This is a genomic window from Bacillus sp. F56, assembly GCF_001748205.1.
GTDB classification, from domain to species: Bacteria; Bacillota; Bacilli; order Bacillales; family Bacillaceae; genus Bacillus; species Bacillus stercoris.
On the sequence record NZ_BDFC01000004.1, the window covers coordinates 750,182 to 766,949 of the forward strand.

The window sequence follows — 16,768 nt, forward strand, 5'->3', positions numbered from 1 at the left end:
GTTCGTTTTATATTGTTCGAATTTCATCGAATCAAATTCTTTTATTCCTGAATGCAGTTGTGTTATGGTGTGATAGAAGTACATTCGATCATGACCTGACAGCTTTGGGCTGTTTCCTGATAACACATTTGCAAAGGAGAACAATATGTCTAACAACCAACGCAAAGATACCTTGCTTTCTGTCTTGAATTTATCTCCGGTTGTTCAGGGAGGAACGATCGCGGAATCATTCCGAAACAGCATGGACTTGGCGCGCCGTGCGGAGGAATGGGGCTATCACCGTTACTGGCTTGCTGAGCATCATAATATAGAAGGTGTGGCAAGCTCTGCCACCGCAGTTTTGATTGGCCATATTGCCGGAGGCACTAAGAAAATCCGCGTCGGTTCCGGCGGCATTATGCTCCCGAACCACTCTTCATTAATCATTGCTGAACAATTCGGCACACTCGAAACATTGTATCCCGGGCGGATTGATCTGGGGCTCGGACGTGCGCCGGGAACGGACCAATTGACAGCAAGAGCGCTCCGCAGAAACATCAACAGCGGAGAGGATTTCCCAGAACAACTAGAGGAACTTCGCAATTACTTTAAACCGTCAGGAAATGTACGCAATCAAGTCCGCGCCATTCCCGGAGAGGGCATAGATGTGCCGATTTGGCTGCTGGGCTCAAGCGGCTTCAGCGCCCGCCTTGCAGGTGAACTAGGTCTTCCGTTTGCCTTCGCCGCTCATTTCTCGCCGGCGAATACGGTTCCTGCCTTGGAGCTGTACCGCAATTCCTTCACGCCGTCAGACGTGCTCGACGAACCGTATGCAATGGTCGGTGTCACCATTATCGCGGCAGATACAAACGAGAAAGCGCAGCACCTTGCGACTTCACATTATCAAAGATTTCTTGATCTTGTCCGCGGTACGCCGAACCAGCTGAAACCGCCTGTTGAGGATATGGACCAAATCTGGAGCCCGTATGAAAAAGCGATGGTCAATGAGCAGCTAAGCTCCACGATTGTCGGAGGACCGGAAGAAGTGAAGGCGAAGCTTGAAGACTTCGTCAAAACGACACAGGCTGACGAAATTATGGTTAACTCAGAAACCTATGAACACGCAGACAGAATGCGTTCGTTTGAAATCATCGCTGATGTTTGGAAAAACAGATAACAGCTATAAAAAAAGCAATGTAGCGGGGAGACCCATACATTGCTTTTTTTATTCATTCAGTTTTCGTGCGGACTGGCGAATGATCAACTCAGGCTCAAATATAACATCCTCTTGCTTTGGCTTTTTATGCTCAAGGGAGTCAATCACATATTTCGCCGCCGCTTTACCGAGCACGGATTTCGGGTGCTTGACAGAGGTTAGTTTCACTTCGGAGATTTGGGCGAAATGTGAATCATCATACCCGACGATAGACATATCCTCCGGCACTTTTAGATCCATCTCCCGCAGCATATCAATCACCTTCAGCGCAATTTCATCGTTATAACAAAGAATGGCTGTCGGCATATGCTTGCTGTTTTTCTCCAGTGTGGCCTTCACTTTCTCCAGAAGTTTTGATTCTTTTTCTTCCGTTGTAAATGTCACAATCATATCTGGAGAGGGGAACAAATCACGCTCCCGGTGTGCCTGTATAAATCCGTTCATCCGTTTCACGCCTTGTGTGTCATCAGCTTTGAAAATACCCATCATGTGCGTGTGGCCGAGAGAAAGCAAATGCTCAGCCGCCATCATGCCGCCTTTCACATCATCCAAGGTAAAACTCGGTGCGGCAAGCTCGGCATATGACGCGTTAATCATCGCAAAGGGAATGCCGTTTTTCTCCAAGTTCAGATAGTAGCCGATGTTTGGGGTTTGCAGGGCGCTTTTTGTCGGTTCTACGATGAGTCCGTCAATATGCTGTGACAGCAGGTTTTCTAAGCCTCTTCTTTCATTGTCCGGGTTGTTGTTTGTGCTTGTCAAAAGCATAGAGTATCCCTGCTCGCTTAAATAGGACTCGATTCCTCTAATAATGCTCGGGAAAATATAGTCTGATATGTAGGTTGTCAAAACACCGATCGTTTTATTGGAATGCAGCGCTGACTTCGCAGAGCGTGAAGCGACAAAGGTGCCTCCGCCTTGCACGCTGTACAGCAGACCTTGTGATACGAGGTCTCCGATCGCTTTGCGAATGGTATGCCGGCTGACGCCGAATTGCTGCATTAATTCGTTTTCGGTAGGGATTTTTTGATCGGGCAGTATTTTGCCTTGATTAATCCATGAACTAATTTCTTCTTTTACTTGCGCGTATTTTGGTAACATATCCATTCCTCCAAAATGTATACGGACAAATTTCAGTATATCACAGCGTTCTTTGTAAGAAAACATTGACAGAAAATGCAAACAAGATTATTCTATATTTGTACGTACTAATTAAATGTAATTTTCGTTAAATTTTAATATAAGTACGTACAATTGCAGATTGAAATGAAAACGCTTTACTCAACATTTCGGGAGGGCAGGGAAATGAAGAATACTCCAACTCAATTAGAACCAAATGTTCCTGTAACAAGAAGCCATTCAATGGGATTTGTCATTTTAATCTCATGCGCGGCGGGGCTTGGCGGCTTATTGTATGGCTATGACACGGCAGTGATTTCTGGCGCCATCGGTTTTCTGAAAGATTTATACAGCCTGAGTCCGTTTATGGAGGGACTTGTCATTTCAAGCATTATGATTGGAGGAGTTGTGGGCGTCGGGATATCCGGATTTTTAAGTGACAGATTCGGCCGGAGAAAAATTTTAATGACAGCCGCTTTGTTATTTGCGATATCAGCAATCGTTTCAGCGCTTTCTCAAGACGTGTCCACTTTGATCATTGCAAGGATTATCGGGGGCCTGGGAATCGGGATGGGCTCATCGCTTTCTGTTACGTACATTACAGAAGCGGCGCCGCCCGCCATACGCGGAAGTTTATCATCCTTATATCAGCTCTTTACGATCCTGGGTATTTCCGCAACATACTTTATTAATCTGGCTGTGCAGCGGTCCGGAACATACGAATGGGGCGTGCACACCGGCTGGAGATGGATGCTTGCTTATGGAATGGTGCCGTCCGTCATCTTTTTCCTTGTCCTGCTCGTCGTCCCGGAAAGTCCGAGATGGCTGGCGAAAGCGGGCAAAACAAGCGAAGCTTTAAAGATTCTGACACGTATTAATGGAGAAACTGTTGCAAAAGAAGAATTAAAGAACATTGAGAACTCTTTAAAAATAGAACAAATGGGGTCGCTCTCCCAGCTGTTTAAGCCGGGTCTCAGAAAGGCGCTTGTCATTGGAATCCTGCTGGCGCTGTTTAACCAAGTCATCGGCATGAACGCCATTACTTACTATGGGCCGGAAATCTTTAAAATGATGGGATTCGGGCAAAACGCCGGATTCGTGACGACTTGTATCGTTGGAGTTGTAGAAGTCATCTTTACCGTTATTGCGGTGTTGCTGATTGATAAAGTCGGACGGAAAAAACTGATGTCCATCGGTTCTGCTTTTATGGCTATTTTTATGATTTTAATCGGGACGTCGTTTTATTTTGAATTAACAAGCGGGATCATGATGATCATCCTTATATTAGGTTTTGTCGCTGCTTTCTGTGTCTCGGTTGGACCGATCACATGGATTATGATTTCTGAAATCTTCCCGAACCATCTGCGTGCGCGGGCTGCGGGCATTGCGACCATCTTTTTATGGGGAGCAAACTGGGCGATTGGACAGTTTGTGCCAATGATGATCGATTCGTTCGGACTCGCCTATACATTCTGGATCTTCGCGGTGATTAACATCCTTTGCTTCCTGTTTGTCGTAACAATCTGTCCGGAAACGAAGAACAAATCGCTTGAAGAAATTGAAAAGCTCTGGATAAAATGAAAACGCTTTAAAAGTACAGCCCTTTCTATGGGAAGGGCTGTTTATATTGGGATGCACCATTTGGCGATTTCTGTATAAGATAAAGATATATAGGAAAAAATAGTGCTAGTTAAAACGCCGCGGCATGAAAACTCTGCGAATATTGTCGATGAATTGGCTCTTAACAGTTGAATAAACAATTCCACCCTGTTAAAATAATTAAAGAAAGCAGAAATGATTTTTTTTGGCTATGATGGGACGTTTTTTGTCATAGCGGGACATATAATGTCCAGCAAAAAAGGAAGGAACGTTTGAGTCATGAACCAGTTAATACAAGCTCAAAAAAAATTATTGCCTGATCTTCTGCTCGTTATGCAAAAGAGGTTTGAAATCTTGCAGTATATCAGGCTGACAGAACCCATCGGGCGAAGAAGCCTGTCTGCCAGTCTCGAAATCAGCGAGCGTGTGCTGAGGGGCGAGGTTCAGTTTTTAAAGGAACAGAACCTGGTCGATATTAAGACAAACGGCATGACATTGACAGAAGAGGGCTATGAACTGCTTTCTGTTCTGGAAGATACAATGAAAGATGTTTTAGGTTTGACGCTTTTGGAAAAGACATTAAAAGAACGTTTAAATCTAAAGGATGTCATTATCGTATCCGGAGACAGCGATCACTCTCCATGGGTCAAAAAAGAAATGGGTAGAGCGGCTGTCGCATGTATGAAAAAAAGATTTTCAGGCAAAAATATCGTCGCTGTAACTGGCGGTACGACAATTGAAGCTGTCGCCGAAATGATGACGCCGGATTCTAAAAACCGCGAGCTTTTGTTTGTGCCTGCAAGAGGCGGTTTAGGCGAAGACGTGAAAAACCAGGCGAACACCATATGCGCGCATATGGCGGAGAAGGCTTCAGGCACTTACCGGCTTTTGTTTGTTCCGGGACAGCTGTCACAAGGCGCCTATTCATCTATTATTGAAGAGCCTTCTGTCAAAGAGGTGCTGAACACCATTAAATCAGCGAGTATGCTGGTTCACGGAATCGGCGAAGCTAAAACTATGGCTCAGCGCAGAAACACGCCTTTAGAAGACTTAAAGAAAATAGATGATAACGACGCGGTGACAGAAGCGTTTGGCTACTATTTTAATGCGGACGGCGAAGTGGTCCACAAAGTGCATTCTGTCGGAATGCAGCTGGATGACATAGACGCCATTCCCGATATTATTGCGGTAGCGGGCGGATCATCAAAAGCCGAGGCGATCGAGGCTTACTTTAAAAAGCCGCGCAACACGGTTCTCGTCACAGACGAAGGAGCCGCAAAGAAGTTATTAAGGGATGAATAATCCCTCAATATAAATATCTCTCACTTATTTAAAGGAGGAAACAATCATGGCAGTAAAAGTCGGTATTAACGGTTTTGGTCGTATTGGACGTAACGTATTCCGCGCAGCATTAAACAATCCTGAAGTTGAGGTAGTAGCGGTTAACGATTTAACAGATGCTAACATGCTGGCTCACCTTTTACAATATGATTCTGTACACGGAAAATTAGACGCTGAAGTTTCAGTTGACGGTAACAACCTTGTTGTTAACGGCAAAACAATTGAAGTTTCTGCAGAACGCGATCCTGCTAAACTTAGCTGGGGCAAACAAGGCGTTGAAATCGTAGTTGAATCTACTGGTTTCTTCACAAAACGCGCAGACGCTGCGAAACACTTAGAAGCTGGCGCGAAAAAAGTAATCATCTCTGCTCCTGCTAACGAAGAAGATATCACAATCGTTATGGGTGTTAACGAAGATAAATACGATGCGGCTAACCACGATGTTATCTCTAACGCATCTTGCACAACAAACTGCCTTGCGCCGTTTGCAAAAGTACTTAACGATAAATTCGGCATCAAACGCGGTATGATGACAACTGTTCACTCTTACACAAACGATCAGCAAATCCTTGATCTTCCGCACAAAGACTACCGTCGTGCGCGTGCAGCAGCTGAAAACATCATCCCAACATCAACTGGTGCTGCTAAAGCAGTTTCTCTAGTTCTTCCTGAACTAAAAGGCAAACTGAACGGCGGAGCAATGCGTGTTCCAACTCCAAACGTTTCTCTAGTTGACTTGGTTGCTGAACTGAACCAAGAAGTAACAGCTGAAGAAGTAAATGCAGCTCTTAAAGAAGCAGCTGAAGGCGACCTTAAAGGAATCCTTGGCTACAGCGAAGAGCCATTAGTTTCTGGCGACTACAACGGAAACAAAAACTCTTCTACAATCGATGCTCTTTCTACAATGGTTATGGAAGGCAGCATGGTAAAAGTAATCTCTTGGTACGATAACGAAAGCGGCTACTCTAACCGCGTTGTTGACCTTGCAGCTTACATCGCAAAAAAAGGTCTTTAATTTATAGCTGAAAAAGGACCTGACTTGGTTCTTTTGAATAGAAGCGCTATAATGAAAGCGGACAAGGGAAGGGGACGGACTCCCTTTCCCTTTTTCCATGAAGACCGGCTTTCAGAAAACGCTCTGTGAAAGAGAAACGACCGCGTTTTTAGCAGCTTTGCCGGCGCTTTCGCCTAAGGCCGCTGCCCTGGCTTTTAGACGAACTGCCCTGTGCCGAAAAAAGACTGCGATCTGCCCTAGCGGCGTTATCGCTTGACCAGACGGTTTCACGTTTTTCGTGCTGTATGCAAACCATTTTGAAGGAGGATCTCCTAGGCATGAATAAGAAAACTCTCAAAGACATCGACGTAAAAGGCAAAGTTGTATTCTGCCGCGTCGACTTTAACGTTCCAATGAAAGACGGGGAAGTAACAGACGATACACGTATCCGTGCTGCGCTTCCAACAATCAAACACCTTGCAGAACAAGGTGCAAAAGTCCTTCTTGCGAGCCACTTAGGCCGCCCGAAAGGCGAAGTGGTTGAGGAGCTTCGTTTAACTCCTGTCGCTGCACGTCTCGGCGAACTGCTTGGCAAAGAAGTGAAAAAAGCGGATGAAGCTTACGGCGATGCTGTAAAAGCACAAATTTCCGAGATGAAGGACGGAGACGTTCTTGTATTGGAAAACGTACGTTTCTACCCTGGTGAAGAGAAAAATGATCCTGAGCTTGCAAAAGCATTTGCTGAGCTTGCAGATGTATATGTAAATGACGCATTCGGTGCTGCCCACCGTGCTCACGCATCTACAGCTGGAATTGCCGAGCATCTGCCAGCAGTTGCAGGTTTCTTAATGGAAAAAGAGCTTGACGTACTCGGAAAAGCGGTTTCTAACCCTGACCGCCCGTTCACGGCGATCATCGGCGGAGCGAAAGTAAAAGACAAAATCGGTGTCATCGAAAGTCTTCTTGATAAAGTAGACAACCTGATCATCGGCGGAGGTCTTGCTTATACTTTCGTAAAAGCGCTTGGCTATGAAGTCGGTAAATCTCTTCTTGAAGAAGATAAAATCGAGCTTGCGAAATCATTTATGGACCGCGCTAAAGAAAAAGGCGTTAACTTCTACATGCCTGAAGATGTACTCGTTGCAGATGATTTCTCTAACGATGCAAACGTGAAAATTGTGCCGATCTCTGAAATCCCTAGTGATTTAGAAGCAATCGACATTGGTACGAAAACACGCGAAACGTATGCTGACGTCATCAAAAACAGCAAACTTGTAGTGTGGAACGGACCGATGGGCGTATTCGAAATCGACTTGTTCGCTCAAGGAACAAAAGCGGTTGCGGAAGCATTGGCAGAGGCGAAAGATACATACTCTGTCATCGGCGGAGGAGACTCTGCGGCAGCGGTTGAAAAATTCGGCCTTGCTGACAAAATGAGCCACATCTCAACAGGCGGCGGCGCATCCCTTGAGTTTATGGAAGGCAAAGAGCTTCCAGGGGTAGCTGCACTGAACGATAAATAATCTCAAAACTGCTATAAGGAAGTGGAACAGATGAGAAAACCAATTATCGCCGGTAACTGGAAAATGAACAAAACACTCGGCGAAGCTGTCAGCTTCGTTGAAGAAGTGAAATCTTCCATTCCAGCAGCAGACAAAGCTGAAGCTATTGTTTGCGCGCCAGCACTTTTCTTAGAAAAGCTTGCTTCTGCTGTTAAAGGCACTGACCTAAAAGTCGGCGCTCAAAACATGCACTTCGAAGAAAGCGGCGCGTTCACAGGCGAAATCAGCCCGGTTGCTCTGAAAGACCTTGGCGTTGACTACTGCGTCATCGGCCACTCTGAGCGCCGTGAAATGTTCGCTGAAACTGATGAAACAGTTAACAAAAAAGCACACGCAGCTTTCAAACACGGCATTGTGCCGATCATCTGTGTAGGTGAAACGCTTGAAGAGCGTGAAGCCGGCAAAACAAATGATCTTGTTGCTGACCAAGTGAAAAAAGGCCTTGCTGGTCTTTCTGAAGAACAAGTTGCTGCTTCTGTTATTGCGTATGAGCCAATCTGGGCAATCGGAACAGGCAAATCTTCTACAGCGAAAGATGCGAATGACGTGTGTGCGCATATCCGTAAAACCGTCGCTGAAAGCTTCAGCCAAGAAGCTGCAGACAAGCTTCGCATCCAATATGGCGGAAGCGTAAAGCCTGCAAACATTAAAGAATATATGGCAGAGTCCGATATTGACGGTGCTTTGGTCGGCGGCGCGAGCCTTGAGCCACAGTCATTCGTTCAATTATTGGAGGAAGGTCAATATGAGTAAAAAACCAGCTGCACTCATCATTCTTGATGGGTTCGGATTACGTAACGAAACAGTAGGGAACGCTGTCGCTTTAGCGAAAAAACCGAATTTTGACCGCTATTGGAACCAGTATCCTCATCAAACATTGACTGCTTCAGGCGAGGCTGTAGGTCTTCCTGAAGGGCAAATGGGGAACTCCGAAGTAGGTCACTTAAATATCGGTGCGGGACGTATTGTGTACCAAAGCTTAACACGCGTAAATGTTGCCATTCGTGAAGGAGAGTTCGAACGCAATCAAACATTCCTTGACGCGATCAGCAACGCGAAAGAAAACAACAAAGCCTTGCACCTGTTCGGTCTTTTATCTGACGGAGGCGTGCACAGCCATATCAACCATTTATTCGCACTGTTAAAGCTTGCGAAAAAAGAAGGGCTGACAAAGGTTTATATCCATGGCTTCCTTGACGGCCGTGATGTAGGTCCGCAGACAGCGAAAACGTACATCAACCAGTTGAACGATCAAATCAAGGAAATCGGTGTGGGTGAAATCGCCAGTATTTCCGGACGTTACTACTCTATGGACCGCGACAAACGCTGGGACCGTGTAGAAAAAGCGTATCGTGCAATGGCATACGGCGAAGGCCCGACATACCGCAGCGCACTGGATGTTGTTGATGATTCATATGCGAATGGAATCCACGATGAATTCGTTATTCCATCTGTCATCACAAAAGAAAACGGTGAGCCTGTTGCGAAAATCGAAGACGGCGATTCTGTGATTTTCTATAATTTCAGACCGGACCGCGCCATCCAGATTTCCAACACGTTCACAAACAAAGACTTCCGTGAATTCGACCGCGGCGAGAATTATCCAAAGAACCTGTATTTCGTCTGCCTGACTCACTTTAGTGAAACAGTTGACGGCTATGTAGCGTTTAAACCGATAAATCTTGATAACACAGTCGGAGAAGTATTATCTCAGCACGGATTAAAACAGCTTCGAATTGCAGAGACTGAAAAGTATCCGCACGTCACGTTCTTTATGAGCGGCGGCCGTGAAGCTGAATTCCCGGGTGAAGAGCGTATTCTCATTAACTCGCCTAAAGTTGCAACGTATGACTTGAAGCCTGAAATGAGTGCGTATGGAGTGAAAGACGCGCTTGTCAAAGAAATTGAAGCTGACAAGCATGACGCGATCATTCTGAACTTCGCAAACCCTGATATGGTCGGCCACTCCGGAATGGTTGAACCAACAATTAAAGCAATTGAAGCAGTGGACGAATGCTTAGGCGAAGTCGTTGACGCGATTCTCGCTAAAGGCGGACACGCCATCATTACCGCTGATCACGGTAATGCTGACATTCTGATTACAGAATCAGGCGAACCGCACACTGCGCATACAACAAACCCAGTCCCTGTGATTGTAACGAAAGAAGGCGTTACGCTGCGTGAAGGCGGAATCCTAGGAGACCTTGCACCAACGTTATTAGACCTTCTCGGTGTTGAAAAACCGAAAGAAATGACAGGAACATCTTTAATTCAAAAATAATTTGAAAATCAAAAGGAGAGACAAAACTCATGCCATACATTGTTGATGTTTATGCACGCGAAGTATTAGACTCCCGCGGCAACCCAACAGTTGAAGTTGAAGTATATACAGAAACAGGAGCTTTCGGCCGCGCTTTAGTGCCAAGCGGAGCTTCTACAGGTGAATACGAAGCGGTTGAGCTTCGTGACGGCGACAAAGACCGTTACCTTGGAAAAGGCGTGTTAACAGCTGTTAACAACGTAAACGAAATCATTGCTCCAGAGCTTCTTGGCTTTGATGTAACTGAACAAAACGCAATCGATCAGCTTTTAATCGAGCTTGACGGTACTGAAAACAAAGGCAAACTTGGTGCGAACGCAATCCTTGGCGTATCTATGGCTTGTGCGCGTGCTGCTGCTGATTTCTTACAGATTCCTCTTTACCAATACCTTGGAGGATTCAACTCAAAAACTCTTCCTGTACCGATGATGAACATCGTAAACGGCGGAGAGCATGCTGATAACAACGTGGATATTCAAGAATTCATGATCATGCCTGTAGGTGCTCCTAACTTCCGTGAAGCACTTCGCATGGGCGCTCAAATCTTCCACAGCCTGAAATCAGTTCTTTCTGCTAAAGGAATGAACACAGCTGTAGGTGATGAAGGCGGATTCGCTCCAAACCTTGGTTCTAACGAAGAAGCGCTTCAAACAATCGTTGAAGCAATTGAAAAAGCCGGCTTCAAACCTGGCGAAGAAGTGAAACTTGCAATGGATGCTGCATCTTCTGAGTTCTACAACAAAGAAGACGGCAAATACCATCTGTCTGGCGAAGGCGTTGTGAAAACATCTGCTGAAATGGTTGACTGGTACGAAGAAATGGTTTCTAAATACCCAATCATCTCTATCGAAGACGGACTTGACGAAAACGACTGGGAAGGCCATAAGCTTCTTACTGAGCGTCTTGGCAAAAAAGTTCAGCTTGTTGGTGACGACCTCTTCGTTACAAACACGAAAAAACTTGCTGAAGGTATTAAAAACGGCGTAGGCAACTCTATCCTGATCAAAGTAAACCAAATCGGTACATTGACTGAAACATTCGATGCAATCGAAATGGCGAAACGCGCAGGCTACACAGCTGTTATCTCTCACCGTTCTGGTGAAACTGAAGACAGCACAATCGCTGACATCGCTGTGGCAACAAACGCAGGACAAATCAAAACAGGTGCTCCGTCCCGTACGGACCGTGTTGCGAAATACAACCAGCTTCTTCGCATCGAAGATCAGTTGGCTGAAACTGCTCAATACCACGGTATCAACTCTTTCTACAACTTAAACAAGTAATAAAAAGACCGCCGAGTTAAGTCTCGGCGGTTTTTTTTGCAAACTTTCCTAGCCCCAGCTTTTATTCTCCTCCTGTCTATTTCCTATGTTGATGTACAAACAGTTTTGAGTTTTTTAAAGACGTCCCGACTGAATACTTCGGAAGAATTTTGTCACTTTTATTTTTTCTGATTGTAGTACCTCTTTCAGCAGCTGTTTACACAGGCCTTCTAGTGTTTATGGATGCTGATTATATCTGTCTGTTGGTCTGACTCTCATGCTGGCTTTTTTATCATATCAGTGAGACATGGAATGCAGCGGGATACCGGGAAAAAAGCCATCAGTTTTTTTTATTTCTATAGAAAAGAGCTGCCGATTTCGGCAGCTCTTTTATGAAAGATCCAAATAAAGCCTCACCATATCGCGGCATTGAATCCCGTTTTCAAAAATCTCTTCATCATAGTGTCTGATAAAGAAATCATGGTCGATTGCCTGAAGGCGGAATCCGCATTTTTGATAGAGAGAAAGCTGATGAATGCTTGAATTCCCCGTGCCGATTTCAATTGTGTCCGCCCCCAGCTCCTTCGCCTTTTCGATGGCGTCAAGTACAAGCTGTTTGCCAAAGCCCTTCTTCTGAAGAGATTCTTTTACGGCAATATTTACAATTTCAACCGTTTGAGGCCTTGTTTTTAGCAACACATAAACACCTGCAAGCTCATCATCGGTCCAAGCCGTGTAACATTCTCCCCTCTCAAGGTATTCATCTACAATGTCTTTGGACGGATCGGCGAGCAGCAATAGATCATATAATTCGTCATTTGTATCTTCTCTTAATTCGATCCTGAGCTTTTGCATATTCTTACCACCTTTTTTAGTCTGATAGACATTTAATTTTTTCATTCGTTCCCAATTTCATTCTGTTTTATTATAAAATATGAAAAGTAGTAAATGTTATCAATTCAGTAGAATAGGAGGAAAGTCATGTTTTTTTGCAAGAATTGCGGTACCAAGAATAATGAAGGGGCCAAGTTTTGTAAAGAATGCGGCACCCCGATCGGAGGGAGCAGTAAACAGGCCGATCCAGAAACAGCAAGCACTGCCGAAACGAGGCAGGCTCCGCGAAAACCGATCCCTAAGAAAACCATCATTTTATGGAGCAGCATTGCAGCAGCGTGCGTTATATTATTCGCCGCATATAAAACCGGAGCGTACTTTACTTCAAAGGATAGGTTAATTGACAAGTTTGAGCAGGCCGTAAATGATGAGGACAAGGATCAAATCGCGTCTCTTCTCACACCGGTAAATGACAAGCTGAAGCTCACTAAAAACAATGTAAAACCGTTTCTTACATATTTGAAGGACCATCCAGACAAAAAGGATGAACTTTTTGCATCGCTGCGTGATGAAGCAGCCCAGAAGGACATCGTATATACGGAAAAAGACGGGAAAAGCCTGCTGGTATTTGATCATTACGACTTAAAGATAGCACCTGTTTATTTTGAAGTAACTAGCAATTATAAAAATACCGATTTATATGTCAATAAAGAGGAAGCCGGATCTGTAAAGAAAGCCGATCAAGCACAAACCCTTGGTCCGTACATTCCCGGTGAATATACAGTCTCAGCCAAACTGAAAAACGATGTCGTCGATCTTGTGAAAAAAGAAGACATTCAGGCGGTTGGCGATAACAGCTTTCGTGTAGACCTCTCATTGGAAGCAGACGATGTGACATTCAGCTTAGCGGATGACATTAAGAGCGGGAAGGGAGATTTGCTGATTAACGGCAAGTCGATTCATAAAGATCCATTCAAATCCGTAACATACGGCCCGCTGCTGACAGATGGATCAATGACAGCTTCAGTCGAGGCAGAATTTCCGTGGGGAAAAACAAAAACAGCCGGCGTTCCCATCGAACATAAAGAAATGGAGTTAACATTAATTCCTGATCAAAATACACAGGAACAGATTATGAACACAATTGTCAAAACAACAAAACAATACTCCAAAGCGCTATCCGATGGGAATACAGCCCAGATGACAGAGGCGAGTGCCAAATGGAAGGCAGAGACGAAGGATACCGTTGATTCTATGAAAAATACGGACTCATACTTAAAAGATAGATACTTGGAAACTGATTTTGACCTGGACACATTTGCCCTCTCTCAGAAAAACGACGGGACGTGGCAGGTATCGGTAACAGGAAAAGAATTTCACCAGTCTTCTTCGTATAGCGACTATTCAAAATCTGAAATGACTGATGACAGTCCGAGTTATGAATATCTTCTTTCATATGATAAAAAACAGAAAAAGTGGATTTTTGAAGATGCAGAATCAACATTCGAATCTGCAGGCACAAATATAAAGAAAATCAAAAATGATAAACCAGAGACATACACATCGGCTTGGGCTGGTTCGAAAAACAAAGACAGTGGAAACTCTGCAAGCGGCGATGTTACAGATGAACAAGTGACATTATTTATGGGCAGTTATCTGCAAAGTCAGGCAGATGCCGTCAATCAAAATAATTTCTCACTAATGGAAGACAGCCTTGAGAAAGGCAGCTCCCTTTATTCCGACCAGCAGCATCTTGTGGCGAAATTAAATAAAGAGGGGACAACAGAAGACTTTAATAACTATGAAGTGAAAAGCTGGAGCCAAAATGGTTCAGCTATCACGATTAAGACGTATGAGGAATTCTATATCACAAAATCAGGCGGCAGTCCAAAGCTCAGAACATATAATTGGACTTATACCGGCGTAGTAAAGAACGGAAGAATATACTTAACGTCTATTCAATAAAAGAACCCCATCGCCAGCAGGTGATGGGGTTGTTTTTAAAAGAGCATATAACGGAAAATCTCTTTGACATAGTGTTCGATAATAAGCTGAAATGTGACGCAGATGATCAGATAAATCACAATCGTTGAGTAAATGACGTCAATCTTCCCTTTATATGAATGCTGGTAACTGCTCAGCATCGCAGGAGGAATGGCGAAGAATGCACCGATTAAACCAACGGCTAATATAGTAAAGCAAATGTCTGTATGTAATAAAAAGAAGAAAAGGGCAAGAATCAAAATAGCCGTAAACGGAATGAGAAACGCTCCGAATCTTGAGAATGAATCTTTAAAAGACACTTGGTTCCCCGCGATTTTCAGGGCGAAAAAAATGCATGCATGCAGGCCAAATAGAAATAAAATAAAATAAATGGTTGGCTCTAAGAAGATTGCTGTAAAGCTTACGCTTCCGGGACCGTCTGAAAAAAGAATATAAAACATCAAAGGGGTCAGCAAACTGAAAAGAACCAGCGTAATCACCGCGCTGATCAACTGCTCTCCGCCTGTTGCTTTACATTCCTGATAAGGGCGTTTCAGGACGGCCAGGACAAATGAACCGAACTGTTTTGCTGCTTGTTTTGCAGCGGCTCCAGTCTGAGATGTCTGCTGTTGGCCTGATTGACCAGGGAGCGGCGAACCGCATTTCTCACAAAACTTTCCGCCATCAGTTTGATGGCCGCATTGAGGACAATACATAAAATAACTCCTTTACCTGTAATATAGGGAAAATAGACTAATAGTTTTATTATAAAAGAAAAAAGTTGTAAAGTAATCAATATTCATACAAAAAAAGACACGAGCCTTATAGCAGCTGTGTCTTTTTTTATGCTAGTTATTCATATATTTCTCAAATACATCTCTAAAAATCCTTGATATGATACTGCGAGCGAACGGATGTCAGCCAAGTGAATCCGAATTCGGTCAGTCTTTATATTGCGTTTCAATATTGACGTGTTCAGGGCGGGCATGGTGAAGAATCGTCACTGTGGACATCAATGTCGAATTGTTCACCGCCCAGCTTAAACTTAATTTCAACATCCAAATCGACTTTTCAGCAGATTCAAGAAAAACGTCAGAGATTTTATATTGCGAATAAGAGTAGCGTTTCTAACAGACTATAAAGGTTTACCGGGAAATCACCTCCGGGTAAAAGGGGGAAGAATAATTCTATTTCCTGTGCAGACAATACCAACAAGGAGGTATATGATGTTCTCATTCATCGTTCACGTCTTCATTTCTTTATTCGCAGTATCAAATCCGATCGGAAACGTACCGATATTTCTGACGCTGACAGAAGGCTATACTTCAGCGGAAAGAAAAGCGATTGCCCGGAAGGCGGCTCTTTTATCCTTTTTTATTTTGGCGGCTTTTTTGGTTTTCGGCCATCTTATCTTTAAACTGTTTGATATCAACATTCATGCGCTCCGAGTGGCGGGCGGCATATTCATTTTCGGCATTGCCTATAATCTATTGAATGCGAAAGAATCACACGTGCAATCTCTTCATCATGATGAACATAAGGAAAGCAAGGAAAAAGCCGATATATCCGTCACGCCTTTATCCATTCCGATTATTGCTGGGCCCGGAACGATTGCAACAGTGATGAGCCTTTCCGCCGGTCATAGCGGCATTGGTCATTATATCGCTGTCATGATTGGCATAGCCGCAGTGATTGCCCTGACCTTTCTCTTTTTCCACTATTCTGCTTTCATTAGCAGCAAACTCGGAAAAACCGAGATGAATGTGATTACCAGACTGATGGGATTAATCTTAGCCGTGGTTGCGGTCGGGATGATCGGTGCCGGGCTGAAAGGCATGTTTCCGGTCTTAACTTCATGATGCAAAAAAGCAGCTCCCTTATTTTAGAGAGCTGCTTTCTTTTGTTTTCGGCACATATTGAAAGATTTCCTCACTCTCAAAAAATTCAATCAACCTGCTCAGCCAGTCATAGTAATGAAGCCATTCTTTTAATTCATTCAGCAGCTGATTAACCTTCTCTTCCGCTTCCGGGGTGAGCCCGTCCTTTTGTAAAAGATCAGTCAGCTCCCGGTTTAATTTTTTATAAAGCACTTTGTTTTTGCTCACGACCTTTGTCCAATTCGCCGCGAATAAAGAAATGAAGGTTTGATAATAATCCTGCTCGACGTCATAAAGGTCTTTTCGTACGCCTTTTTCAAACACCTTTTCGGCGATATTGGCATCGATCATTTCACGGACAACCTGGCTCATCCGTGTTTTGCTCATGCCCGTTGCCTCAGAGAGCTCGCTTAAGGTCATCGGTTTTCGATTCATATAAATAATTCCAAGCACACGTCCGACAGTTGAAGGCATTCCAAACGTATGCATATTTTCGGCAATCTTCTCAATGAGATGCTCTTCAGCATGTTCAATGATGTCGAGAGCGGTTTTTTTCACAGCTGATCATCCCTTCAAATGGCAATTGATGGTGTCAATATATCATATTTCTTCCTGATGTTGAAAATAGCTGAATGCAGAGGAAGTGGGAGGTATCCGGCGTAATTGTAAGAACACCCTTTCCGTC

At 44.2% G+C, this 16,768-nt stretch carries 14 protein-coding genes and 1 pseudogene; 10 read left to right on the forward strand and 5 right to left on the reverse strand.

Annotated elements, in window-relative coordinates; translation table 11 throughout:
* Positions 1-145 precede the first annotated feature (145 nt).
* Positions 146-1,156 (forward strand): LLM class flavin-dependent oxidoreductase, encoded by a 1,011-nt coding sequence (locus BFW96_RS03875; RefSeq protein ID WP_069838707.1) that lies wholly within the window; start codon positions 146-148, stop codon positions 1,154-1,156.
* A 48-nt stretch (positions 1,157-1,204) separates the two neighbouring features.
* Here BFW96_RS03875 and araR read toward each other — a convergent pair whose 3' ends face one another.
* A complete protein-coding gene (araR, locus tag BFW96_RS03880) occupies positions 1,205-2,293 on the reverse strand; it encodes an arabinose utilization transcriptional regulator AraR (RefSeq protein ID WP_069838708.1) in 1,089 nt (362 codons plus the stop codon).
* Between the two features lie 204 nt (positions 2,294-2,497).
* On the opposite strand from araR, the gene araE reads away from it, so the two are divergent.
* The 7 genes from araE (at position 2,498) to eno (ending at position 11,410) form a co-directional block, all read left to right on the forward strand.
* Positions 2,498-3,892 (forward strand): arabinose-proton symporter AraE, encoded by a 1,395-nt coding sequence (gene araE / locus BFW96_RS03885; protein ID WP_069838709.1) that lies wholly within the window; start codon positions 2,498-2,500, stop codon positions 3,890-3,892.
* Positions 3,893-4,189: 297 nt separating this feature from the next.
* Positions 4,190-5,212 (forward strand): gapA transcriptional regulator CggR, encoded by a 1,023-nt coding sequence (gene cggR, locus BFW96_RS03890; RefSeq protein ID WP_014665418.1) that lies wholly within the window; start codon positions 4,190-4,192, stop codon positions 5,210-5,212.
* 46 nt (positions 5,213-5,258) lie between these two features.
* Positions 5,259-6,266 (forward strand): type I glyceraldehyde-3-phosphate dehydrogenase, encoded by a 1,008-nt coding sequence (gene gap / locus BFW96_RS03895; protein ID WP_003219957.1) that lies wholly within the window; start codon positions 5,259-5,261, stop codon positions 6,264-6,266.
* Between the two features lie 317 nt (positions 6,267-6,583).
* Positions 6,584-7,768, forward strand: a complete 1,185-nt coding sequence (locus tag BFW96_RS03905) for a phosphoglycerate kinase (protein WP_040081789.1) — start codon at positions 6,584-6,586, stop codon at positions 7,766-7,768.
* A gap of 30 nt (positions 7,769-7,798) precedes the next feature.
* Positions 7,799-8,560 carry a triose-phosphate isomerase gene (gene tpiA / locus BFW96_RS03910; protein WP_069838710.1) on the forward strand — a complete coding sequence of 254 codons (762 nt, stop codon included), beginning with the start codon at positions 7,799-7,801 and terminating at the stop codon, positions 8,558-8,560.
* Entirely contained in the window at positions 8,553-10,088 is a 1,536-nt protein-coding gene (gpmI, locus tag BFW96_RS03915) for a 2,3-bisphosphoglycerate-independent phosphoglycerate mutase (protein WP_069838711.1), read from the forward strand. The genes tpiA and gpmI overlap by 8 nt, the downstream gene beginning before the upstream one ends.
* A gap of 29 nt (positions 10,089-10,117) precedes the next feature.
* Positions 10,118-11,410, forward strand: a complete 1,293-nt coding sequence (gene eno / locus BFW96_RS03920; protein ID WP_003151625.1) for a phosphopyruvate hydratase — start codon at positions 10,118-10,120, stop codon at positions 11,408-11,410.
* 369 nt (positions 11,411-11,779) lie between these two features.
* On the opposite strand, the gene BFW96_RS03925 is transcribed toward eno, so the two are convergent.
* Complete coding sequence (locus BFW96_RS03925) at positions 11,780-12,244, reverse strand: GNAT family N-acetyltransferase (protein WP_069838712.1); 465 nt, start codon at positions 12,242-12,244, stop codon at positions 11,780-11,782.
* A 126-nt stretch (positions 12,245-12,370) separates the two neighbouring features.
* Here BFW96_RS03925 and BFW96_RS03930 point away from each other — a divergent pair, with 126 nt between their 5' ends.
* Positions 12,371-14,188, forward strand: a complete 1,818-nt coding sequence (locus BFW96_RS03930; RefSeq protein WP_069838713.1) for a zinc ribbon domain-containing protein — start codon at positions 12,371-12,373, stop codon at positions 14,186-14,188.
* Between the two features lie 35 nt (positions 14,189-14,223).
* Here BFW96_RS03930 and BFW96_RS03935 read toward each other — a convergent pair whose 3' ends face one another.
* Positions 14,224-14,922 (reverse strand): zinc ribbon domain-containing protein, encoded by a 699-nt coding sequence (locus BFW96_RS03935; protein WP_069838714.1) that lies wholly within the window; start codon positions 14,920-14,922, stop codon positions 14,224-14,226.
* A gap of 132 nt (positions 14,923-15,054) precedes the next feature.
* Positions 15,055-15,333, reverse strand: a pseudogene (locus tag BFW96_RS22060) (YvbH-like oligomerization domain-containing protein); the annotation flags it as partial.
* Between the two features lie 96 nt (positions 15,334-15,429).
* Between BFW96_RS22060 and BFW96_RS03940 the strand changes: the two are divergent.
* Positions 15,430-16,065, forward strand: coding sequence for an NAAT family transporter (locus tag BFW96_RS03940; protein WP_083252790.1), 636 nt, complete (start codon positions 15,430-15,432; stop codon positions 16,063-16,065).
* Positions 16,066-16,083: 18 nt separating this feature from the next.
* Here BFW96_RS03940 and opcR read toward each other — a convergent pair whose 3' ends face one another.
* Positions 16,084-16,641: an opuC operon transcriptional regulator OpcR gene (gene opcR / locus BFW96_RS03945; RefSeq protein ID WP_069838716.1), complete on the reverse strand. Its 558-nt coding sequence runs from the start codon at positions 16,639-16,641 to the stop codon at positions 16,084-16,086.
* Between the last annotated feature and the right edge of the window lie 127 nt (positions 16,642-16,768).

Coding starts and splice junctions, on each gene's coding strand:
- gap (WP_003219957.1), top strand. CDS start 5,259: ATGGCAGTAAAAGTCGGTATTAACGGTTTTGGTCGTATTGGACGTAAC.
- BFW96_RS03925 (WP_069838712.1), bottom strand. CDS start 12,244: ATGCAAAAGCTCAGGATCGAATTAAGAGAAGATACAAATGACGAATTA.
- cggR (WP_014665418.1), top strand. CDS start 4,190: ATGAACCAGTTAATACAAGCTCAAAAAAAATTATTGCCTGATCTTCTG.
- araR (WP_069838708.1), bottom strand. CDS start 2,293: ATGTTACCAAAATACGCGCAAGTAAAAGAAGAAATTAGTTCATGGATT.
- eno (WP_003151625.1), top strand. CDS start 10,118: ATGCCATACATTGTTGATGTTTATGCACGCGAAGTATTAGACTCCCGC.
- BFW96_RS03935 (WP_069838714.1), bottom strand. CDS start 14,922: ATGTATTGTCCTCAATGCGGCCATCAAACTGATGGCGGAAAGTTTTGT.
- BFW96_RS03875 (WP_069838707.1), top strand. CDS start 146: ATGTCTAACAACCAACGCAAAGATACCTTGCTTTCTGTCTTGAATTTA.
- araE (WP_069838709.1), top strand. CDS start 2,498: ATGAAGAATACTCCAACTCAATTAGAACCAAATGTTCCTGTAACAAGA.
- BFW96_RS03940 (WP_083252790.1), top strand. CDS start 15,430: ATGATGTTCTCATTCATCGTTCACGTCTTCATTTCTTTATTCGCAGTA.
- tpiA (WP_069838710.1), top strand. CDS start 7,799: ATGAGAAAACCAATTATCGCCGGTAACTGGAAAATGAACAAAACACTC.
- BFW96_RS03930 (WP_069838713.1), top strand. CDS start 12,371: ATGTTTTTTTGCAAGAATTGCGGTACCAAGAATAATGAAGGGGCCAAG.
- gpmI (WP_069838711.1), top strand. CDS start 8,553: ATGAGTAAAAAACCAGCTGCACTCATCATTCTTGATGGGTTCGGATTA.
- BFW96_RS03905 (WP_040081789.1), top strand. CDS start 6,584: ATGAATAAGAAAACTCTCAAAGACATCGACGTAAAAGGCAAAGTTGTA.